The organism is Phytoactinopolyspora limicola, from assembly GCF_011320225.1.
GTDB classification, from domain to species: Bacteria; Actinomycetota; Actinomycetes; order Jiangellales; family Jiangellaceae; genus Phytoactinopolyspora; species Phytoactinopolyspora limicola.
On sequence record NZ_JAAOEN010000005.1, the window covers coordinates 54,593 to 75,981 of the forward strand.

Below are 21,389 nucleotides of genomic sequence, written 5' to 3' on the forward strand. Positions count from 1 at the left end.
GGCCGGTCAACCGTGGTCGCTGCGGAATTCCGGCAGACCGGCGTCTTCGGAATCGGGACCGATGACCGCGGTGATCGACGTGCCGTCGTCGCACAGAGCCGCGGCGAGCACGTACATCCGCAGCCCGTCCGCCCGGACCAGGACTTCGGCCTCGAAGATCTCGTCTTCGACGCGGAGCAGTTCCACGTCGTCGCGGTTCTCGTAGTCGGCCCGCACGTCGAGAGGGGTCATGCGGATGGTGCCGTCGACCGTCGTCAGCGGCCCTTGTTCCAAGACCGACGTGATCCGGGCACCGTCGGGTAGGACGAGGCCGGGCACGTCCGGGTCGATCTCGGGGTCGTCCTCCAGTGGAACGCGGTCGCAGTCTGGCAGGTTGGCCAGCATGGCCTCGGCGGGATCCTGGGCGGCGCCGTCGCCGTCGTCACTGCCGCAGCCGGCCAGTAGTGTCACCGCGAGGAGCACGGAGATCACCCCGCCGGCGGCACGAACGCACGTCGCGGGGCCGCGGGCGGCGTCGACGAGGGGCCGGTTCACCATCGCGTCAGCATCGCACACCCATGATCATGAACACTTTGCCGGGCTATAGCCCGGCAAAGTGTTCATGATCATGGGAGGAGTGCGGGGGCGTCAGCGGAGGATGCGCCAGCGCCGGACCACCAGTAGTAACGCCGTGATGATGGCGGTGGTGATCAGCATCAGAACGATAGTGATCAGTGCGCCGTAGGCGAAGCCGGAGAACTCGAATGCCTGGTCGAAGATGTACACCGGGAGATACAACGTCGCGTTGGCCGGCCGGCCGTCGGTGAGCACGTACGCGGGGACGAAGTTCACCTGCAACGTCAGAATCGTGTCGCGCACCGCCAGGAGCACGAGGATGGGTGCCAGCAGCGGCAGGGTGATCCGGCGCAGCTGGCCGAACGGCCCGCACCCTTCCAAAGCGGCCGCCTCGTAGAGCCGGTTGTCCAGCAGCCGGCGGGCGGCGAGGACAACGATGAACCCCTCGCCGATCGGGAACAGCAGCATCAAGACCACGCCCACCCGGGCGGTGGTCGGTTCGGCCAGCCAGTTGAAGGCCGGCAGCCCGAACAGGCCCAGCAGCTGGTTCAGTGGCCCGTACAGCGGGTTGAGTACCCACAGGAACAGGACAGCCAGGGCGACGTCCGGGATGACGGTGGGCAGGTACACCGCGGTGCGGAACCAGCGACCGCCGGGGCGGGGCGCGGCCAGCAACAGACCGAGACCAACGGCCGCCAACAGCCGTAGCGGCACCGACAACGCGACATGGAACAGCGACGCCTCCAGGCTGTCCACGAAGAACGTGTCGGACGTCAGCCGCTGGACGTTGTCGAAGCCGACGAACTGAGGGTCCCTCGTCAGCCCGGTGTGGTCGGTGAACGCGTAGCCGACGTTGAGCAGCGCGGGCAGAGCGATGAGCACCACCACGGCGGCCGCGTACGGCGCGAGGAACACCCACCCGGTCATGGTGCGTGGCGCGCTGCCCGGTCGCCGCGACGTCGGCGGCGGACCCGCTGACGTGGTCATCGGCGCAGCCCCGTCCGCGCGTCGAACCGGTGGATACGGTCGGGGCTGGCTCGCAGCCGGATCGGGTCGCCGGGCCGCACGTCGGGCCGGGGGCCGGTCCGGACGGCCAGCGCCGTCCCGTCCCCGCACCGGGTCAACAGCACGGCCTCGCTGCCGAGGGCCTCCACCGCCTCCACGGTGGCCTCGATCGGCCCGTCGTCGTCGATCGTGAGGTCTTCTGGTCGGACCCCGGCGACGCTGTCCTCGGGATGGCCCAGCACTCCGCCGCCGGGCGTCAGGTTCATGGCCGGACTGCCGAGGAAGCGGGCGACGAACGTGTCGGCGGGTGCGTCGTAGACCTCCTGAGGTGGGCCGACCTGGCGGACCCGGCCACCTTCCACGATCACGACCCGGTCGCCCATCGTCATCGCCTCCGCCTGATCGTGCGTGACGTGCAACGTGGTTGTCCCGAGTTGGCGGTGGATGGCCAGCAGATCGGACCGTGTGGTGATCCGCAACTGGGTATCCAGGCTGGCCAGCGGCTCGTCGAGGAGGTAAACGCTGGGATCGCGGACTAGGGCGCGGGCCAGCGCCACCCGCTGCCGTTGCCCGCCGGACATCTCGTCGGGATGACGGTCCAGCAGCTCAGCGATGTCTAAGCGGCGGGCGGCCGCCTCCGCTCGTCGGTCCGCCTCGGCGCGGGCTACCCGGCGTACCCGCAGCCCGAACCGGAGGTTGTCCCGGACGGTGAGGTGTGGGTAGAGCGCGTAGTCCTGGAAGACCATCGCTACCGAGCGCCGGTGCGGGGGCACGTCGACGACATCCTGGCCATCGACGACGACCTGCCCAGCGTCGGGCCGCTCCAGGCCGGCGATCAGCCGCAGGATCGTCGATTTTCCAGAGCCCGACGGGCCGACGATCGTCACCAGCTCCCCGGCGCCTACTTCCAGGTCGACCCCGCACAACGCGGCGACCGTGCCATAGGACTTCGCCAGCCCAGCGAGCCGGATACTCGCACCTTCGCGCCGTCCATCCGGCGGAGCCTCGGTTGGTGTGTTCACGGACGGCCACCCCCACCATCGAGGGTGAACAACGGACGTAGGTCCTCTTCCAGCCGCCGGAGTCCTTCCTCCCGTTCGACCCGGCCGTAGAAGACCTCCTCCAGCAGGGCGTTCGCCTCGCGCTCCACCCGCGACCACGTCCCGGTCCGCGGCGTCGTGCGCAGGTGCGGTTCGGCGTCGAGAAAGACGTGCGACGATGCCGGCGGCTCGGTTGGTTCGAGGAAGAGGTCCGAGGTGGCGACGTCGAGCCGCGAAGGGACGGTCCGGCCCGAGTCGGCGAGGATCTCCTGGCCGGTGACATCCGTGGCGAACTCGATGAACCGCCAGGCGCTGGTGTGGTCGGGAAGGTCGGCGCTCATGCAGTAGGCGTCGCTGTGCAGGATGCTCGCCGGCTCGCCGCCCGGTGCGACCGGCAGCGGTGCGACGTCCCACTCGAACCCGTCGATGCCGCGGAGCACTGGGACCGCCACCCGGCTGTCGAGGTACATGCCGAGGGTGCCGCGGAGGAACCGGGCCTGGCTGGTTTCGCTCTGTTCCTCGATGTCCGGCGGGACCACACCGTGCACCAACTGGAGGTCCAGGAACCAGTCGACGGCAGCCCGGGTGGCTGGGTCGCCGGTCAGGGTCAGGGTGCTCGGGTGGTCCGGGTCGTCGACGACGTCGCCGCCGTTGGACCAGATGAACGGAGCCAGCCGGATGATCATCACCTCAGTGCCGAGGCCGTAGCTGCCATCACCGGTGAGTGCCTGGGCAGCGGCCCGAAACTCGTCCCAGTCCCAGCCGTCGCGTGGCAACGGGATGCCGGCGGCCTCGAACATGTCCTTGTTGTAGTAGACCACCAGCGACGAGAGGTTCTGAGGTAGGCACGTCAACTCGTTGCCGTCGAACCGGAACGCATCCAGGGCGGCCGGGCTGAAATCGGCCTCGTCGAGAACGTCACTGGTATCGAGGTAGGACTGGGCCGGCTCGATCGCGGCTTCCGCGGCGAACTGGCCATATCGGCGGAAGTTCAGCAGGAACACGTCGGGCGGGTTGCCACCGGCGAACGACGTCGTCAGCCGGGCCATCAGCTCGTCCTGGGTGGCTACCGGGGAGAGGTCGACGCTGACATCGGGGTTGGCCGCCTCGAACGCCTCGACCAGATCGCGGTAGCCCGCGACCTCCTCGGCGTCACCGAACAGTACGACGGTGATCCGTGCGGCCGGTCCGGTTCCGGGGCCGTCGCCGTCACCGTCGCCCGTTCCGCCCGAGCAGGCCGCCAGAGCCGTGGCAGCGAGCAGCGCGGTCACCCAACGCGTGAAGCGGGTCAACGTCGTCTCCTCAAGGCACTCAAGGGGTCGTCACTCAGCAGGATGCGCTGCGCCAGTAGGAACACCACCACGCAGGGGAGGGTGGCGATCACGCAGCCGGCCATCAGCAACGGCCAGTCGGTCGGGTTCAGCAACCGCAAGAACTGCAACCCCAGCGGGAACGTGTACAAGTCGCCGCGTTGCAGGTAGAGCAGCGGGTCGATGAAATTGGCCCAGTGGAAGGTGAAGGCGAGCACGGCCACCGCCAGGGTCGCCGGCCGGACCTGGGGGAGCGCCAGCCGCCGCCAGATGGTCAGCCAGTGTGCGCCCTCCAGGCGGGCGGCCTGCAACTGGCTGTCCGGGATGCCGCCGAAGCTCCAGGCATAGAGCAGTACGAGGAACGGGCTGACCGCGAGTAGCGCCGGGGCCAGCAACGGGATGTACGTATCGACGACGCCGGCCAGCCGGAAGACCTCGAAGCGGGTTGCCCACACCGCGGTGACCGGCACCAGCAGGACGACGAGTAGTCCCAGCACCGCGCGGCGGCGGTGGGGCGGTGTCATGATCCGCAGGCCGAAGCCGGTCAGCGCGGCGACCACCACCGTCAGCGGCACCGCCAGCGCGACCACGAGGGCGGAGTTCCCGAGATAGGTGAACAGCGGGATCAGTTCGGGGAGCCGCGTGTAGGCGTCGAGTGTCGGATCCGGCGGCAGGACCTCGAGGGTCCGCGGCGGCGGCGACCCGGCGGGGCGCAGCGATCCGACCACCATGAACCACAGCGGTGCCGCGAAGACCGCTGCGAGGATGGTTGGCACGACGAACCTGCCGGCGACCCGGCCGACGGCGCGGACGCCGGCCCGAGTTCGGGCCCGGTCGCGCTCACGCCGTCCTGGCTTGGACGGGGTGCCCAGAACCGTCAAAGGACGAAACCTTCGGGAAACGGATCGGTGGGATCGACGACGTACTGGGCCCTACCGGTGATCCAGGCTCGCCCGGTGATGGTGGGCACCACGGCGATGTGACCACCGACGGTGTCCTCGCCTACCAGCCGCCCGACGAACCGGGTGCCGACGAACGACTCGTTGACGAACTCGGCGTCGATCGGCAACTCGCCGCGAGCGTGCAGCTGAGCCATCCGGGCGGAGGTGCCGGTGCCACATGGCGAGCGGTCGAACCAGCCCGGATGGATGGCCATGGCATGTCGAGAGTGCCGGGCGTTCGCCCCGGGGGCCAGGAACTGGACGTGGTGGCAGCCGGCGATGTCCGGCCGTTCCGGATGGACGGGGCGGCGCTGCTCGTTGATCGCCGCCATGATGGCCAGCCCGGTGTCCAGGATCCGCTGCTTCTGCGCCCGGTCGAAGGGGAGCCCTACCTGGTCCAGCGGCAGGATCGCATAGAAGTTGCCGCCGTACGCGATGTCGTAGGTGAGTTCACCGTGGCCGGGTAGGTGCACGGTGGCGTCGAGTTCGTGGCTGTACGAGGCGACGTTGCGAATGGTCACCGATTCCGCGGAGCCGTCGCGGACGGTCACCTCGGCGACGACGAGACCGGCCGGTGTGTCGAGGCGGATCGTGGTGACCGGCTCCGTGACCTCCACCCGCCCGGTTTCGACGAGGACGGTGGCCACCCCGATGGTGCCGTGGCCACACATGGGCAGGCAGCCGGACACCTCGATGAACAGCACACCCGCGTCGGCGTCGGGCCGAGTGGGGGGTTGCAGGATGGCGCCGCTCATGGCTGGGTGGCCGCGGGGCTCGTTCATCAGTAGCCGGCGTATGCCGTCGGAGTTCTCGATGAACCACTGGCGCCGCTGCGCCATCGTGGCCCCGGGCAGGGTGCCTACGCCCCCGGTGATCACCCGCGTGGGCATACCTTCGGTGTGCGAGTCGACAGCGTCGTACATGGACCCCTCCCTCCGGTGATCATGAACACTTATCCGGGTTATGACCCGGTCAAGTGTTCATGATCATGGACATGGTGTGGCGGATCTCCTCCTCCTGATCGGCCAGGAGTGGTTGCCGGGGTGGCCGGCACGGCCCGCCGTAGCGGCCGGCGACGTCCATCGACAACTTGATCGCCTGGACGAACTCCGTGCGATAGTCCCACCGCAACAGGGGATGCAGGTCACGGTACAACGGCAACGCGGTGTCGAGATCGTGGGCGAGCGCGGCCTCATACAGGTCCACACACAGCCGTGGCAGCGAGTTGGGGAAACCCGCGATCCAGCCCTTGGCACCGGCCAACGCCAGTTCGAGCACGGAGTCGTCGGTACCGATGATCAGGTCCAGTTCGGGTGCGAGCTCGGCGATCCGGTAACCCCGCCGGGGATCGCCGGTGAACTCCTTGACACCGACGATCAGCCCTTCACCGTGCAGCGCGGCCAACAGCTCCGGCTGGAGGTCGATCTTCGTGTCGATCGGGTTGTTGTAGGCCACCACCGGCAGGCCGGCCGCGGCGACCTCGCGGTAGTGCTGTACGACGGCACGGTCGTCGCCCCGATAGGTGTTGGGCGGCAGGCTCAGCACCGCCTGGGCGCCCGCCTCGGCGGCGGCTTCGGCCCAGCGGCGGGCCTCGAACGCGCCGTAGGCTCCCACACCCGGCACCACCGCGAACCCGTCCGGAGCGACGTCGACCGCGGTGCGGACCACGGCCGCCCGCTCGTCGGCGGTGAGCACTTGGTACTCGCCCAGTGAACCGTTGGGGCAGACCCCGTGACAGCCGGCGGCTGCCAGCCAACGTACGTGATCGGCGAATCGGTCGAGGTCCACTGAGAGGTCGGCACGGAACGGCAACGCCGTCGCGACGAGGACGCCGTGCCAGGGCTGGCGCGGAGTGACGGTCATAGAGGTCGATCCTTCCTGTTGTGCGACGGGACCGGAGCCGGTCCGGGCTGGAGCGGCGGCTTCTCGACGCGGCCGAGTAGCCCGAGGGGAATCGGGGTGGCGACCGGGCGTTCGGCGAAGGCATGCGGTGTTGCGGCGGTGCCTGCCTCGGCGCCGGCCAGAGCCGCAACTCCGGTGCCGCACATGCGCCCTTGGCACCATCCCATCCCGGCCCGGGTAAGCAGCTTGACGGAGCGGGCATCGGTGGCCCCGAGTTCGTGCACGGCATTGGTGACAGTGGCGACGGTGACCTCTTCACACCGGCAGACGAGGGTGTCTGGGCGCAGCCAGCTCAGCCAACCGGGACGCACCGGATACACCTCGTGGATGGCCTGCGCGAAACGGCGAAGCTGCGCCCGTCGACCGAGCAACCGGGCGAGCCGGTCGCGGTCGGGCACTGCTCTCGCCCCCGCGGCCGCTAGGCCGGCCAGCTCACCTTCGACGACGGCCAGTGCCGCCCCGCCGACCCCACACACCTCACCGGCGGCGTAGACCCCGGTGACGTCGGTAGCCTGGTGATCGTCCACCCGCACCACCAGCGAGCCGTCGGCGCCCAGGCGAGTGGTACAACCCAGCGCGAGCGGTAGTTCCAGGCGCGGCGTGAAGCCCCAGCCCACCGCCACGGCATCACATTCCACTACTCGTGACGATCCGGGCACGACGGTCCATTCGGGAGTGAGCCGCACCACCGTCACCGCTTCGACGTGGTCGTCACCGTGGGCGGCGACCACTGCGTGCCGGACCCGCGGCCGCACCCGATGGCGGCTCAGCGTGGCGACGTGGCCGGCGCCGCGGAGGAACGTACCAACCGAGCTGGTGACAGCCGGCAGGTGCCGGCTCCACGATCGTGGGTGGTTCGCCTCGAACACCCCGACCACCCGCGCACCGTGTGCGGCGAGGTCGGCGGCGACGGGAAGGAGGAACGGCCCGGTGCCACCAACAGCTACCCGTGGGCCGATGGTGACCCGGTGCCCCTTCCACAATGATTGGGCGCCGCCGGCGCTGTACACCCCGGGCAGGTCCCAGCCGGGGAACGGTAGCGAGCGGTCGTGTGCCCCGGTGGCCAGGACCAGGCGCCGGGCGTGGACGGTGACTTCGGCGCCTTCATGCACGGTGTGCGCGGCGAATCCGTCATCGTCACGCTCGACGGCCCACACGTCGTGCCCGGACAGGTACCTGGTGCGGGCCCGGACCGTCTCCGCCAGCATTCGATAGACGCGCGTGGTGGGGTGTTGGCCGATACCCGGAGGCGACGAGCCGGGTGGATGCCTCCAGTACTGTCCGCCGGGCGTCGGACCAGCGTCGACGACGGTCACCCGTGCCCCCGCGTGCACGGCGGCCGTCGCGGCGGCCAGCCCGGCCGGGCCGGCGCCGAGCACGAGGACATCGACCCGGGCGTCGGCAGACGAGTCACGAGAGATTGCCATGGCCACTTCCCTCCTGCCTGCGCACGTCTGTCTCGGCCCGGGCGGGGACGAGACAGGCTCGCTGGTTCGGCTGGCCGTCGACGATCACCAAGCAGTCGAAGCACACTCCGATGCCGCAGAACATCCCCCGCGGCCGGCCGCCGACGCGAGTGGTACGCCATGAACGGATGCCGGCGGCGAGTAATGCCGCACCGACACTCTGACCGGGCCGGAACGGGATGGCCTGACCGTCGAAGTCGAACGTCGGCGGTGGCGGGCTCATCCGAACCGCTCCGGTCGGAACGGAACGAGATCCACCTCGGTAGACCGGCCGGCCAGGCTCGCCGCGATCACGTGCCCGGTGGCCGCGGCCAGGCACACCCCCGCACCCTCGTGCCCGCAGGCGTGCCACAGGCCAGGAGCGCGCGGGTCGGGGCCGATCACCGGCAGGTGGTCCGGGCAGTAGGGCCGGAAGCCGCGGTAGGCGCGGATGACGTTGACCCGGGCCAGCACCGGGAACAGCCGGACCGCGGCGGCAGCCAGAGTGCGCAGGATCTCCGCGGGCATGGAGCGGTCGAAACCGACTCGCTCCCGACTGGAGCCGATCAAGATGGGGCCGGCGTCGGTGCCTTCCACCACCGGCGACGTGTGAAGGCCGGCGTCGGCACTGGCGACGTCGGAGACGTATTCAGCCGCGTAGACCTTGTGCCGGACGAGCACCGGTACGGGTTCGGTCACCAGGACGAAACCACGGCGGGGAAGCACGGGGAGGTGGACGCCGGCCAACTCGGCCACCTGCCCACCCCACGTGCCGGCGGCGTTGACGACCGCCGCCGCAGGAATGGAGCCGCTGGTGGTGTCTACTCCGACCACCCGCTCACCGTCCCGCAACAAGCCGGTGACCTGCACACCAGTACGTAGCTCGGCGCCGCCGTGCCCCCTGGCGTCGGCGAGCATCCGGGCCGCCGCCAACATGGGCTGCACCTGTGCGTCCTGGGGGTAGTACATACCGCCGGCGAGGTCGCCCGCGAGGTGCGGCTCGTAGCCGGGCAGGTCGTCGGGGGCCACCGGGGTCGCCGTCACGCCGGCCGCCTGCTGGCCGAGGCCGGTGTCGAGGAGGTTCTGGTGGGCGCTCTCCGAGGCCGCCACCACCAGACCGCCTTTGTCGTGGTGCTCGAACCCACCCAACTCAGCGGCCAGGTCGGACCACAGCCGGGCCGACAGCAGGGCCAGCTCGAGTTCCGGGCCGGCGGGTTTGTCGGAGACCAGGATGTTGCCCTCACCGGCGCCGGTGGTGCCGGACGCCACCGGACCGCGATCGACGACGGTGACCCGTAGTCCCGCCCGTGCGGCGTGCCAGGCGCAGGCCGCACCAACCACACCTGCCCCGATGACCACGACATCAGGAGCGGCAGGCACAGGCGCAATATGGCACATGGGCGGGCCGTCGCACACTGGTGAGCGCGCATCTCGCGACAGGTGATGGAGCGGACCCGTTGCCCGCTCCATCACCTGTCGGAACGCTTCGATCCGTGTGATCGGATCGTTACGGGAGTGGGATCCTGGGTCGTTCAGTTCGGGTTCGGGTTAGGACTACGCTGCGAGGCAGGTCTCGCCTAAGGAACGGCGGGAACGAGCCGGTGATCGATCGAGTGCGGAACGGCGGAGGCAGCCCCAATGCGCTGGCATCGGGGTGTGGTGGCACCCGTCGCACGTCCGGTCGGTCGCCGGGTCAGCCCGGCGGACCGTCGGTGAGACCGGCAGGTGCCCAACGACGGGTCGACGGATCCGGCGCGGGCGCGAACGCACCGGACGGCCTGGCCTGCTCACCGGTAGGTCAGGGAAACACCGCTCTCGGTGGAGAACCCACCCCGGCTCATACCAAGGACATCGAGGTGAACCCGATGCGCGGACGAAGGTTCAGAGCATCCACGATCGCCGATCTCGGCGCGGACCAACCAAGGAGACGCGTCGCGTTGCCGCTCGCTGTCGGCGCCGCGTTGGCCCTGGTGCTGGCGGCGTGTGGCGGCGACGACAACGGCAATGGCAACGGCGACGACGGTGGTGACGACAACGGCGCAGCCACCGATGACAACGGCAACGGCAATGGCGACGAGGTCGACACCGCGCTGCCGGTCATCCTCGGCACCACCGACACAGTGACCAACGTCGACCCGGCGGGGGCATACGACAAGCCGTCCTGGAACGTCGTCTACAACACCTATCAGCGGCTCCTCGCCGTGCCGCTCGGCGAGACCGACCCCCAGCCAGACGCCGCCGAAAGCTGCGACTGGGAAGACGACACCACCTTCGTCTGTGTGGTCCGACAAGGCCAGATGTTCGCCGACGACACCGAGTTGACCGCCGAGAACGTCGTTCACTCGATCGAACGCAACCTCAACATCCAGCACGAGTCCAACGGCTGGGCGCTGCTGTCGGGCATCGAGTCGGTTGAGGCCCGCGATGAGTACACGGTGGCCTTCAGCCTGGAGTCGGCGGACGCGGTCTTCCCGTACATTCTGACCACTGGCGCCGCCGCTATCGTCCCGATGAGCTATCCGGCCGATGAGCTTCAGCCGAACGATCAGGCTTTCGGGTCTGGGCCCTACCAGATCGAGGCGTTCGACACCACGCAGCAGATCCGCCTTGGTGTCAACGAGAACTACGCCGGCGACAAACAGGTCAACAACAGTGGCGTCGTGATCCAGTTCTACCAGCAGCCGTCGGCGCTGAAGCAGGCGATCGAGGAAGGCGAAGTGATGATCGCCTACCGCAGCCTCGCCGTCACCGACATCGCCGATTTGCAGGAGCGCGGCGCCGATCGGGGCGTGCAGGTGGTCACCGGTGAAGGCACCGAGATCAACTACATGGTGCTGCAGACCGGCCGCGAGCCACTGGAAGACCTGGCAATCCGGCAGGCCATCGCCCAGGTCATCGACCGCGAGACGATCGCCGAGTCGGTGTACCGCGGCACGGTCTCGCCGCTGTACGGCCCGGTGCCCGAGGGTGTGGCCGGCCACGTGCCCAGCTACCTCGACCGGTACGGCGAGCCGGATGTGGATGAAGCGACGCGTCTGCTCGACGACGCCGGCATCGACACCCCGGTATCGTTCGACCTCTGGTGGATGCCGGACCGCTACGGTGAAGAGATCGGCGACATGTACGGCGAGATCCAGCGGCAGCTCGAAGACACGGGTTTGTTCGACGTCAACCTGGAGCAGTTGTCCTGGGCGCAGTACTCGACGACGTTCAGCGACGGAAGTATGGACGCCTTCGACCTCGGTTGGTTCCCCGACCACCCGGACCCGTCGAACTACATCACCGGCTTCTACCATTCCGACGAGGACACCAACTTCCTCAACAACGGCTTCGCCAACGACGAGATGGATGACCTGATCAACACCATCCTCACCGACACCGACCAGGACGCCCGGGTCGCCGCGGTGGAACGGGCTTCGGAGATCGTCGCCGAGGAGGTTCCGGTGATCCAGCTGTGGCAGCGTGACCAGATCGCGGCCATCCGGGACGGTGTCACCGGTGTCGAGGAAACTCTCGACCCGTCGTTCATCTTCTACTACAACGTCGTGTCAGGAGTGGCCGACTAAGAGACCGCGCAGAATGGGCATCGTCGGGTTCGCGGGCCCGGGCATCCTGCCCCGCTCACTACCCGACGCCCCATTCCGCGTGGCCTCCAAGGCCGCGACTGTCTCGGCGAACATGAATCCCTCAGATCGTGCCGGCCGGTGCGTACCTGCCAGCAGACGGGCTCGTCGGTCGCCATCCGAGTCCCCGTCCGCTCGGCGGGTGGTGTCGGCCGGCACGATCACGTGCGGGGTGCCGCGTAGCCTGACGCGGCACCGTTGACTGGAAGGCTGGTGTTCGGTTGTCGACTCGCACCTCGGGGTCGCTGCGCACGTACTTGTTGACCCGGGTACTGCTCTTCGTCCCGCAGGTTCTGGTGATCCTGACGATCGTGTTCATCCTCATGCGGGTGGCGCCCGGTGACCCCATCAGCGTCGCTCTCGGCGGCCAACGGACCCCTGAGCAACTCGCCGAGCTACGCGCCGCGGCTGGATACGATCGATCGATCTTCGTCCAGTACTGGGAATACATCACCGGGATCTTCACTCTCGACTTCGGTCACACCATCATCGACAACCGTCCCGTGACGCAGATCTTCACGGTCAACGGCGGCGCGACGCTGACCCTCACGGCGGCGGCGTTCCTGGTGGCGATGGTGGTTGGTGTCCCGCTGGGGTTGCTCGCCGGCAGGTTCCGGGACACCCCGTTCGACGCTTCCCTGCGGGTGTTCGGCATCCTCACCTACGCCGCCCCCGTGTTCTTCCTCGGGCTGTTGTTCCAACTCGCTTTCGCCCGAGGGCTCGGGTGGTTGCCATCAAGCTCCCAAGCCAGCCCGATCGTGCTGGCCACGGTGGAATCACGAACCAACATCTTCCTCGTGGACGCCCTGCTCGCCGGAGATACCAGCGCCTTCTGGAACGGGGTTCAACACCTGATCCTTCCGGCGCTCACGCTCGGACTGCTCTTGTCGGGGATCTTCATGCGGATCATCCGGATCAACCTGATCCAGACGCTGCGCAGCGACTACGTCGAGGCGGCGCGGTCGCGTGGCATACCCGAACGGAAGGTGGTCATTCAGCATGCCTTCCGCAACGCCATGGTGCCGTTCGTGACGATCCTCGGGCTGCAAGTGGCGTTGCTGATGGGAGGGGCGATCCTGACCGAACAGACCTTCAACTGGAACGGAATCGGTAGCCAGCTCGTGCGGTATCTGGAAAACCGCGACTACGTAGCCGTGCAGGGTGTCATCACGCTGTTCGCACTGGTCGTGGTCACGGCGTCGTTGTTGATCGACATCATCAACGCGATCATCGACCCGAGGGTGAGGTACTGATGGCTACCGCAGCGGTTCCTCCGCCGAGCGACATGGGTGACGTGGGCGGCGGTCGGGGGCGCACTCGGCTCCGGCGTTTCCTCAGCGGCATCGCCCGGCCCTACCGGAACTCCCACGGCGTAGGCCGGTTCATGCTGATCAGCGGAACCGTGCTGGTCTGTTTGATGCTGGTGATGGCGGTGTTCTCACCGCTGATCGCACCATACGGGTTCTCACAGGTCGCCGACGCCACCGGTGAAAGGTTCGGCAATCACCTCGAACCCGGCGGCGACCACTGGTTCGGGACCAGTACGCAGGGATTCGACGTATTCAGCCGGGTGGTCTGGGGCGCCCGGACCGCCGTCACGGTGGTTCTGCTCGCGCTGGCGTTCTCGCTGTTCATCGGGGTGCTTCTGGGCCTGCTGGCCGGCTTCATCGGCCGCTGGGTGGACCGCGTACTCGTCATGATCATGGATTCGCTCTACGCCCTGCCGGCCCTGCTGCTGGCCATCGTCGTCGCCTTCCTGCTCGCCGAGCACGTCGGCGGGGGCACGGCGACAGCGGCGTTGGCGATCACCGCTGTCTACATCCCTCAGTACTTCCGGGTGGTACGCGCGGCGACGATCAGCGCGAAGGAACAGACCTACGTCGAGGCGGCTCGAGCCATGGGCGCTCGGCCCATCACCATCATGCTCAGGTACCTGCTGTCCAACGTGGTCCAAAGTGTGCCGGTCATCGCCACCCTCAACGCGGCCGACGCGATCCTGACGCTGGCCGGTCTCGGCTTCCTCGGTTATGGCATCCAGCCCACCGAGGCATCCGAATGGGGATACGACCTGCAGCGGGCGGTGGCCGACGCGGGCACCGGCATCTGGTGGACCGGCCTATTCCCCGGTCTCGCCATCGTCTTGCTGGTTATGGGGTTGACGTTGATGGGTGAAGGCCTGAACGAGACGATGAACCCAGCCATCCGGGTGCGGCGCCTGGTGTCCATCACCATGCCGAGCATCGACCGGGCAACAGCCCGGCGCGACGACGCCGCCGGCGGCACGGCCGGCACCACCGGTTCCGTCGACGACCTCAGGAAGGGTGATGTGAGGTGACCGAGCCGGTTCTCTCGGTACGCGAGTTACGGGTCTGGTATGGCACCGAACACGGCCCGGCACGCGCTGTCGACGGTGTGACGTTCGACCTGCGGCCGGGTGAGGTGCTGGGTCTTGTGGGTGAGTCCGGCTGTGGGAAATCCACGCTGGGCCGTGGTGTGCTGGGGCTGTTGCCGCGAGGCGCACACCTCGACGGTGAGGTGATCTACCAGGACCGCAACCTCGTCGAGGCCAGCGCGCGAGAAATCCAGCGGCTGCGGGGCCCGGAACTCGGACTGATCTTCCAGGAGCCCCTCACTCGGTTGAACCCGCTGCTGCGCATCAGCGAGCACTTCGAGGAGACCCTGAAGGCACACGAACCCGACCTGCCGAAGGGCGAGGCCAAACACCGCAGCATCGAGGTGCTGCGAGCGATGGGCATCCCGCCCACCAGGTACCGCGCCTACCCGCACGAATTCTCCGGTGGCATGCGGCAACGGATCATGATCGCGCTGGCGTTGGTGCTGCGGCCGGCATTCGTCGTCGCCGACGAACCCACCACCGCGCTGGACGTTCTGGTGGAAGCTCAAATCATCGGCATCCTCGCCGACCTTCGACGTAACTTCGACACGTCGCTCCTGTTCATCACCCACAACCTGGGCATCGTGGCGGAGGCCTGTGACCGTGTCGCGGTGATGTACGCCGGGCGGATCGTCGAGCAGGGGCCGGTCAATGACGTCTTCGCTCGACCCCAGCATCCCTACACGCAGGAATTGCTCCGCTCGACGATCTCCCTGTCGACGACCGGCCTGCACTACATCCCCGGTGCACCACCGGACCTGATCAATCCACCATCCGGCTGTCGATTCCATCCGCGCTGCCCCAAAGCCATGCAGGTGTGCCCACAGCGGTTCCCCGAGCGGGTGCCGGTAGGACCACAGACGGTCGAATGCTGGCTGCACGGCCCGGACGAACTCATGCCGGACGGCGGCCGGGAAATCCTGGTGCGGGAGGAGATCACCGTTGCCGACGAAGCCTGACATCCAGCCCACTGCGGAGGGCACCGATCAGGATGTCCTCATGGAGATGCGGGACCTCGAGGTCCACTTCGATCTGCGGTCCAGCGCCCTGGCTCGCCTCCTCGGCAGCGCCGGCGAGACGGTGAAGGCCGTCGACGGTGTCAACGTACTGCTGCGCCGTGGTGAGGTGCTCGGACTCGTTGGTGAGTCCGGCAGCGGCAAGACGACGCTGGGCCGGGCGTTGCTCGGACTGGTGCGCCCCACGTCGGGACAGATCCGTTATGGTGCCGACGACCTCGCCTCGTTGCCCCAGCGGCGGCTGCGTGTGCTCCGGCGGCGGCTGCAGATGGTGTTCCAGGACCCCCATGCCGCTCTCAACCCGACCATGGATCTCCGCACCGCTATCGGGCACCCGCTGCGTATCCACGGGCTGGTGTCGTCGCGGGCCGAAGCCCGAGACCGGGTGATCGACGCCCTGGAGCGGGTTGGGTTGACGCCGGCCCACCAGTTCTTGGACAAACTGCCGGCTGAGCTGTCCGGCGGGCAGAAGCAGCGAGCAGTGATCGCTCGGGCCATCATCTGCGGTCCGGAACTACTGGTGGCCGACGAGCCGATCTCGATGCTCGACATGAGTGTTCGGGCGAAGATCCTCGAGCTGATGCTCGATCTCAAGCGCGAGCTGGATCTCACCTACGTGTACATCACCCACGACCTCGCTACCGCGAAGTTCTTCTGCGACCGGGTCGCCATCATGTACCTGGGCCGGGTGGTGGAGCTGGGGCCGACCGAGGAGATCTTCGCCGACCCGAAGCACCCGTACACCCGAGCCCTGCTCGGTGCGGTGCCCGACCCGGACCCGGAACGGCGGGTGCCTCGGGACCTGCCCCGCGGTGAGATCCCCGACGCCGCTGCGCCGCCGCACGGCTGCTCATTCCATCCGCGCTGCCCGCTGGCCTTCGAGCCGTGTGGCTGGGAGGCGCGCGACCTCCGGGCGATGTTCGAGCGTCGTTGGACCCGCTTGGGCGAGGATGTCTTCGCCAACGAGCAGCCGCTGGTAGCAGCCCTCGACGACGTCAAGGTAGGTGACGGCACGGCGCGGATCCGAGTTCCCTCGAACCGCCAGGTGTCCGAACTGGCTGGGTTGATGGAGGAGGCGCAGGCCGAGACCCCGGACGACCCCTTGTGGCGCGGTGTGGTGGGGGTCGAGACCGATGACGACACCGTCGTGGTCCGGTTCCACGAAGGCAGCGATCCGGGCCTGTTGCGTAGTGGTGGTGTGGACGTAGCTTGCCACCTGCACGACCCACGGTTGCGCCCCGAAGGAGCAGAACGACGCGGCTGATCGCGGGCTGCGCCGACGACGGCCGTCGGCGCAGGCTGTTAGCGTCACCGTCATGGATCTGGAGTTAGCCGGGCGGCGCGCCCTCGTCACCGGCAGCAGCGGCGGCATCGGCGCCGCCATCGCGCACACGTTGGCCGCGGAAGGATGCGCGGTGCTGGTGCACGGGCGGGACCCGGACGCTGCCCAGCGGGTGGCCAAACGGATCCGCTCATCCGGAGCGGATACGGGTGTGGTGCTCGGCGACCTGACCCTCGATGGTGTCGCGGACGACGTCGGGTCGGCGGCTAACGCGTTCGGCGTCGACATCCTCGTGAACAATGCCGGCCCGTTCGCCGAACATGACTGGTGTGGCGCACGCCCACGTGACTGGCTGGCGGCGTTCGAGGCCAATGTGTTGACGGCGGTGCAGGTCACTCAGGCGGTGCTGCCGGCGATGCAGGAGAACCGGTGGGGGCGGGTGATCAACATCGGTAGCCGTGCGGTCACCACTCCACTGCCCACGATGGTGGAATACTCGGCGGCCAAAGCCGCGGTCGTCAACATGACGACGAGTCTGGCCCAGCATCTGTCGGGTACCGGTGTCACCGCCAACTGCGTCAGCCCCGGCGTGATCCTCACGCCGTCGTCGGAAGATCTGCTCCGACGCCGTGCTGGGCGGCGGCTGGATCGTGCCCAGATGGAGGCCGACGCGGTGGGCGCCGCCAACCCATCCGGACGGCTCGGGCGGGTGGAAGACATCGCCGACGCCGTCACCTTCCTCGCCAGCCCCCGCGCCGGGTACATCAACGGTGTCAATCTCCGGGTAGACGGCGGCGTCACCGGGACCCCTTGAACGGCTGCGAGGGCGCACACCTTCGGTAAGGAGGCAGGGTGAGGGACTCAGCGGAGGTTCCGGGCGGCGTGGCCGAGCACCTACGCTCGTTGTGCCTGCGGTTGCCCGAATGCGTCGAGGAGGCCGCCTGGGTCGGTACCCGGTGGCGGGTGGGTACGCGCACCTTCGCCCACGTCGTGCTGGTCGACTCCGGCTGGCCGCCGGCCTACGCCCGTGCGGTGGGCGCCGACGGGCCCCTCGTCGTGCTCACGTTCTACGCCCCGGATCCGGACGTCGAAGCGCTGAGCAGCTATGGCCCTCCGTTCTTCCGACCACCGTGGGCGCCCAACATCATGGGGGTCGTGCTCGACCCCGGCACCGACTGGGACGACATCGCCGAACTACTCGTGGAGAGTTACCGGTTCCGGGCGCCGCGGCGGCTGAGCAGCCAGCTCGAGGATCCCGAACCGTGACCGAACACCGGCACCGTTCGCCGGCCGCGCAGGGCAGGTGAAATTCGGTCGACATCGGTCCGGCAGCTGTCCGACACTGACTGTTTGTGGGCCACGTCGACCTGAACTCGATCTCCTTCACCCTGCCGGACGGGAGGGTGTTGCTCGACGACGTCTCGTTCCGCGTGGGGGACGGCGCCAAGGTGGCCCTGGTTGGTGCCAACGGCTCGGGCAAGACCACGCTCCTGCGGATCGTCGGGGGCGATCTCAACCCACACGAAGGTGCGGTGACCCGCAGCGGTGGGCTGGGCATCATGCGGCAGTTCGTCGCCCGCGACGTCGAGGACGTCCGTTCCCTGCTGCTGTCGGTGGCACCGCCGCGGGTGCGCCGTGCGGCCGCGGCCGTCGACGATGCCGAGCTGGCGATGATGGAACGCGACGACGAACCAGCCCAGCTGGCTTACGCCACGGCGCTGGCCGAGTGGGCCGACGCCGGCGGTTACGAGGCGGAGGTCCGGTGGGACGTGTGCACCATGTCAGCCCTCGGCGTGCCGTACGAGAGGTGCCGGTGGCGACAGGTGTCGTCGTTGTCGGGCGGTGAGCAGAAGAGGCTGGTCCTTGAGGCCCTGCTACATGGTCCGGACGAAGTTTTGCTCCTCGACGAGCCGGACAACTTCCTCGACGTGCCAGGTAAGCGGTGGCTGGAGGAACGGCTCGCGGAGACCCCCAAGACGGTCCTCTACGTCAGCCACGATCGTGAACTGCTGGCCCGCACCGCCACCCACGTCGTGACGGTCGAACTTGGCGCCGCGGGCAACACCGCGTGGGTACACCCAGGCGGGTTCGCCTCGTACCACGAAGCCCGGCAGAACAGGTTCGCCCGGCTGGAAGAACTGCGTCGACGCTGGGACGACGAACACGCGAAGCTGACGGCACTCGTGCAAATGTACAAACAGAAGGCGGCGTACAACTCCGGCATGGCGTCGCGATACCGATCGGCACAGACCCGGCTGCGACGGTTCGAGGAGGCCGGACCACCCGAGGCGCAGCCGCGCGAGCAGAACGTCCGCATGCGGCTGCGGGGCGGGCGCACCGGCAAACGGGCCGTGGTGTGCGAAGGGTTGGAGCTGACCGGCCTGATGCGGCCCTTCGACCTCGAGGTGTGGTTCGGTGAGCGGGTCGCGGTGCTCGGATCGAATGGATCCGGCAAGTCCCACTTTCTGCGGTTGCTCGCCGGCGGCGGCACCGCCCCGGAGACCGAGCACCTGCCGGTAGGCGACGTTCCGGTCGAGCCGGTCCGCCACTCCGGTATCGCTCGGCTGGGCGCGCGGGTGCGCCCGGGATGGTTCGCGCAGACGCACGAGCATCCGGAGCTGGCCGGCCGTACGCTGCTGGAGGTGCTGCATCGCGGCGACGGCCGACGCGTCGGCCTGCCCCGGGAGGACGCCGGGCGCGTACTCGACCGATACGAGCTGGCCTACGCAGCTGAGCAGGCGTTCGACTCGTTGTCCGGCGGTCAGCAGGCGAGGTTCCAGATCCTGCTACTGGAACTGTCCGGCGCCACGCTGCTCCTGCTGGACGAGCCGACCGACAACCTCGACCTTGTGTCGGCCGAGGCACTGCAGGATGGTCTGGCCGCATTCGAGGGGACAGTCCTGGCGGTAACCCACGATCGCTGGTTTGCGCGTGACTTCGACCGGTTCCTCGTGTTCGGTGCCGACGGTGCGGTGTACGAATCCCCAGAGCCGGTGTGGGATGAAGCCCGCGTCGCCCGCCCCCGCTAGTTGTGCACCTGATCGTCGTTTGTGCGCCTGATCGTTCTCATGGCGACGATCAGATGCGCGAAGCCTCGGCTCACCGCGGTCAACAACGGACCTGTGCATCCGCTCAAGTCTCACGTTTCGGACGCTCGTGGATCAGATGCTGTGACAGGGGCGAACACGCGGCTCCTTGCATCTGATCGCCAGAGTTCGTTCATCGTGCTGGTGGCCGCCGTTGATCTTCGCAGAGGGTGGCACGCTGAGCGGTTCCACAAATCGGACAAAGTGCCCACGTTTACGGCACCTCACCGTGCCACGCACGACACCTCGCCGTGCCGCGCACGACACGTCACCGTCCCAGGCGTGCGCTGGCGATCAGATGCGCAACGCGAGGCCTGAGCCGCTCTTACGACATCTGATCGCCATATGTCCATGAGGTGAGATGTGACGAGGTGTGCTCACCCGGGGTTTGCCGCGGTTAACGGTGGCGGTGCGCATCTGATCGTCGCCATGAGAACGATCAGGCGCACAAACGACGATCAGGTGACAAAGTGGGGTGGGGGGCGCTGTTTTGACCGCGTGGCCCTGAGGCGAGTAATCTAGGTCGTCGTTGTGCGTGTCGGTAGCTGCCTGCTATCGGGTGGTGGCACGCCCAGACCGGAACCATCCTCCGACCTAGCGAAGGCCTACGACCGTGCGCACGTATAGCCCCAAGCCCGGTGATGTCGAGCGTCAGTGGCATGTCATCGACGCCACCGACGTCGTCCTCGGCCGGCTCGCCTCCCATGTTGCCACCTTGCTGCGTGGCAAGCACAAGCCCACCTACGCTCCGCACATCGACACCGGCGACTTCGTCGTCGTCATCAATGCGGACAAGATCGCGCTGAGTGGCAACAAGCTGGAGCAGAAGATCGACTACCGGCACTCCGGTCGCCCGGGTGGCCTTCGCTCCACCACCTACGCCGAGCTGCTGCAGAAGAACCCGCGCCGCGTCATCGAGAAGGCGGTCAAGGGGATGCTGCCGCACAACAGCATGGGTCGCAAGATGCTGACCAAGCTGAAGGTCTACGCCGGTCCGGAGCACCCGCACCAGGCCCAGAAGCCGGCTCAATTCGAGATCGGCCAGCTCACCCAGTGAGCGTGATGAACACCATGACCACCACCGTGAGTGAGGACATGACCGAGACCACCGCTGAGACCGGGGCCGAGGAGGCCACGACCGAGACGTTCACGTCCGAGTCGACGCCGTCGCGTTTCTCCGCCATCGAGCCTGCCACCGCCACCGGCCGCCGTAAGGAGGCCATCGCGCGGGTACGTATCGCACCTGGCACCGGCCAGTGGAAGATCAACGGCCGCCCGCTCGACGAGTACTTCCCGAACAAGGTTCACCAGCAGCTGATCCGTTCGCCGTTTGTCGAGCTGGAGCTGGACGGCAAGTACGACGTCGCGGCTCGCCTCGACGGTGGCGGCACCTCCGGGCAGGCTGGCGCGCTGCGCCTCGCTATTGCTCGCGCGCTGAACGAGGCCGACGCCGACAACAACCGCCCGGTGCTGAAGAAGGCTGGCTTCCTCACTCGTGACGCCCGCGTCACCGAGCGTAAGAAGGCTGGACTCAAGAAGGCCCGGAAGGCTTCCCAGTACAGCAAGCGCTGATCTGCACCGGATGTCCGCCAGGCCGGTGACGCTGGCGGCGGACTCCATGGCTGCGCTCATCCGGGCGCGGCGGCACGTGTGCGCGTATCAGTGTGATGAAACCGGCCCGTAGCGGCGCTACGGGTAACACGCTTAGCATGGTTCGGCCCCGGGGAGACTCACTCCGGGGCCGAACGTGTATCCGCGGGTCGGCGGTGCCATCGTGGATTTGCACGAG

At 68.1% G+C, this 21,389-nt stretch carries 20 protein-coding genes; 10 read left to right on the forward strand and 10 right to left on the reverse strand.

What is annotated here, in order from left to right; translation table 11 throughout:
* Positions 1 to 6 precede the first annotated feature (6 nt).
* The 10 genes from G8760_RS14280 to G8760_RS14325 all read right to left on the reverse strand — a co-directional run bounded on the left by G8760_RS14280 (position 7) and on the right by G8760_RS14325 (position 9,596).
* On the reverse strand, positions 7 to 537 hold the full coding sequence (locus G8760_RS14280; protein WP_166352246.1) for a hypothetical protein: 531 nt from the start codon (positions 535 to 537) through the stop codon (positions 7 to 9).
* 90 nt (positions 538 to 627) lie between these two features.
* The gene (locus G8760_RS14285; RefSeq protein WP_166352248.1) at positions 628 to 1,542 is read right to left on the reverse strand and encodes a carbohydrate ABC transporter permease; all 915 of its coding nucleotides are present in this window, start codon (positions 1,540 to 1,542) and stop codon (positions 628 to 630) included.
* Entirely contained in the window at positions 1,539 to 2,582 is a 1,044-nt protein-coding gene (locus tag G8760_RS14290; protein ID WP_166352250.1) for an ABC transporter ATP-binding protein, read from the reverse strand. Before G8760_RS14290 ends, G8760_RS14285 begins: the two co-directional genes overlap by 4 nt.
* A complete protein-coding gene (locus G8760_RS14295) occupies positions 2,579 to 3,892 on the reverse strand; it encodes an ABC transporter substrate-binding protein (protein WP_166352252.1) in 1,314 nt (437 codons plus the stop codon). Before G8760_RS14295 ends, G8760_RS14290 begins: the two co-directional genes overlap by 4 nt.
* Complete coding sequence (locus G8760_RS14300; RefSeq protein WP_166352254.1) at positions 3,889 to 4,791, reverse strand: carbohydrate ABC transporter permease; 903 nt, start codon at positions 4,789 to 4,791, stop codon at positions 3,889 to 3,891. The genes G8760_RS14295 and G8760_RS14300 overlap by 4 nt, the downstream gene beginning before the upstream one ends.
* A complete protein-coding gene (locus G8760_RS14305) occupies positions 4,788 to 5,774 on the reverse strand; it encodes a proline racemase family protein (RefSeq protein WP_166352256.1) in 987 nt (328 codons plus the stop codon). The genes G8760_RS14300 and G8760_RS14305 overlap by 4 nt, the downstream gene beginning before the upstream one ends.
* Before the next feature lie 49 nt (positions 5,775 to 5,823).
* The gene (locus G8760_RS14310; RefSeq protein ID WP_166352258.1) at positions 5,824 to 6,714 is read right to left on the reverse strand and encodes a dihydrodipicolinate synthase family protein; all 891 of its coding nucleotides are present in this window, start codon (positions 6,712 to 6,714) and stop codon (positions 5,824 to 5,826) included.
* Positions 6,711 to 8,180, reverse strand: a complete 1,470-nt coding sequence (locus tag G8760_RS14315) for an FAD/NAD(P)-dependent oxidoreductase (protein ID WP_166352260.1) — start codon at positions 8,178 to 8,180, stop codon at positions 6,711 to 6,713. The genes G8760_RS14310 and G8760_RS14315 overlap by 4 nt, the downstream gene beginning before the upstream one ends.
* Positions 8,164 to 8,442 (reverse strand): (2Fe-2S)-binding protein, encoded by a 279-nt coding sequence (locus G8760_RS14320; protein ID WP_166352262.1) that lies wholly within the window; start codon positions 8,440 to 8,442, stop codon positions 8,164 to 8,166. Before G8760_RS14320 ends, G8760_RS14315 begins: the two co-directional genes overlap by 17 nt.
* On the reverse strand, positions 8,439 to 9,596 hold the full coding sequence (locus G8760_RS14325) for an NAD(P)/FAD-dependent oxidoreductase (protein WP_166352264.1): 1,158 nt from the start codon (positions 9,594 to 9,596) through the stop codon (positions 8,439 to 8,441). Before G8760_RS14325 ends, G8760_RS14320 begins: the two co-directional genes overlap by 4 nt.
* Positions 9,597 to 9,910: 314 nt before the next feature.
* On the opposite strand from G8760_RS14325, the gene G8760_RS14330 reads away from it, so the two are divergent.
* The 10 genes from G8760_RS14330 (at position 9,911) to rpsI (ending at position 21,172) form a co-directional block, all read left to right on the forward strand.
* Positions 9,911 to 11,764 carry an ABC transporter substrate-binding protein gene (locus tag G8760_RS14330; RefSeq protein WP_166352266.1) on the forward strand — a complete coding sequence of 618 codons (1,854 nt, stop codon included), beginning with the start codon at positions 9,911 to 9,913 and terminating at the stop codon, positions 11,762 to 11,764.
* Positions 11,765 to 12,042: 278 nt separating this feature from the next.
* Entirely contained in the window at positions 12,043 to 13,074 is a 1,032-nt protein-coding gene (locus G8760_RS14335) for an ABC transporter permease (protein WP_166352268.1), read from the forward strand.
* 32 nt (positions 13,075 to 13,106) lie between these two features.
* A complete protein-coding gene (locus G8760_RS14340) occupies positions 13,107 to 14,156 on the forward strand; it encodes an ABC transporter permease subunit (protein WP_166352734.1) in 1,050 nt (349 codons plus the stop codon).
* Positions 14,153 to 15,175, forward strand: coding sequence for an ABC transporter ATP-binding protein (locus G8760_RS14345; protein WP_166352270.1), 1,023 nt, complete (start codon positions 14,153 to 14,155; stop codon positions 15,173 to 15,175). Before G8760_RS14340 ends, G8760_RS14345 begins: the two co-directional genes overlap by 4 nt.
* Positions 15,159 to 16,496, forward strand: a complete 1,338-nt coding sequence (locus tag G8760_RS14350; protein ID WP_207782360.1) for an oligopeptide/dipeptide ABC transporter ATP-binding protein — start codon at positions 15,159 to 15,161, stop codon at positions 16,494 to 16,496. The genes G8760_RS14345 and G8760_RS14350 overlap by 17 nt, the downstream gene beginning before the upstream one ends.
* 52 nt (positions 16,497 to 16,548) lie before the next feature.
* Complete coding sequence (locus G8760_RS14355) at positions 16,549 to 17,328, forward strand: SDR family NAD(P)-dependent oxidoreductase (RefSeq protein WP_166352272.1); 780 nt, start codon at positions 16,549 to 16,551, stop codon at positions 17,326 to 17,328.
* Between the two features lie 38 nt (positions 17,329 to 17,366).
* A complete protein-coding gene (locus G8760_RS14360; protein ID WP_166352274.1) occupies positions 17,367 to 17,780 on the forward strand; it encodes an MmcQ/YjbR family DNA-binding protein in 414 nt (137 codons plus the stop codon).
* A gap of 86 nt (positions 17,781 to 17,866) precedes the next feature.
* The gene (locus G8760_RS30850; protein WP_166352276.1) at positions 17,867 to 19,543 is read left to right on the forward strand and encodes an ATP-binding cassette domain-containing protein; all 1,677 of its coding nucleotides are present in this window, start codon (positions 17,867 to 17,869) and stop codon (positions 19,541 to 19,543) included.
* 670 nt (positions 19,544 to 20,213) lie between these two features.
* Positions 20,214 to 20,657 carry a 50S ribosomal protein L13 gene (rplM, locus tag G8760_RS14370; RefSeq protein ID WP_166352278.1) on the forward strand — a complete coding sequence of 148 codons (444 nt, stop codon included), beginning with the start codon at positions 20,214 to 20,216 and terminating at the stop codon, positions 20,655 to 20,657.
* Between the two features lie 14 nt (positions 20,658 to 20,671).
* Complete coding sequence (rpsI, locus tag G8760_RS14375) at positions 20,672 to 21,172, forward strand: 30S ribosomal protein S9 (RefSeq protein ID WP_207782361.1); 501 nt, start codon at positions 20,672 to 20,674, stop codon at positions 21,170 to 21,172.
* The last annotated feature ends 217 nt before the right edge of the window (positions 21,173 to 21,389 follow it).

Excerpts from the sequence above, each read along its gene's own strand:
- G8760_RS14355 (WP_166352272.1), top strand. The coding sequence starts at position 16,549 with ATGGATCTGGAGTTAGCCGGGCGGCGCGCCCTCGTCACCGGCAGCAGC.
- G8760_RS14310 (WP_166352258.1), bottom strand. The coding sequence starts at position 6,714 with ATGACCGTCACTCCGCGCCAGCCCTGGCACGGCGTCCTCGTCGCGACG.
- G8760_RS14325 (WP_166352264.1), bottom strand. The coding sequence starts at position 9,596 with ATGTGCCATATTGCGCCTGTGCCTGCCGCTCCTGATGTCGTGGTCATC.
- G8760_RS14305 (WP_166352256.1), bottom strand. The coding sequence starts at position 5,774 with ATGTACGACGCTGTCGACTCGCACACCGAAGGTATGCCCACGCGGGTG.
- G8760_RS14280 (WP_166352246.1), bottom strand. The coding sequence starts at position 537 with ATGGTGAACCGGCCCCTCGTCGACGCCGCCCGCGGCCCCGCGACGTGC.
- G8760_RS14315 (WP_166352260.1), bottom strand. The coding sequence starts at position 8,180 with ATGGCAATCTCTCGTGACTCGTCTGCCGACGCCCGGGTCGATGTCCTC.
- G8760_RS14320 (WP_166352262.1), bottom strand. The coding sequence starts at position 8,442 with ATGAGCCCGCCACCGCCGACGTTCGACTTCGACGGTCAGGCCATCCCG.
- G8760_RS14340 (WP_166352734.1), top strand. The coding sequence starts at position 13,107 with ATGGGTGACGTGGGCGGCGGTCGGGGGCGCACTCGGCTCCGGCGTTTC.
- rpsI (WP_207782361.1), top strand. The coding sequence starts at position 20,672 with ATGACCACCACCGTGAGTGAGGACATGACCGAGACCACCGCTGAGACC.
- G8760_RS14285 (WP_166352248.1), bottom strand. The coding sequence starts at position 1,542 with ATGACCACGTCAGCGGGTCCGCCGCCGACGTCGCGGCGACCGGGCAGC.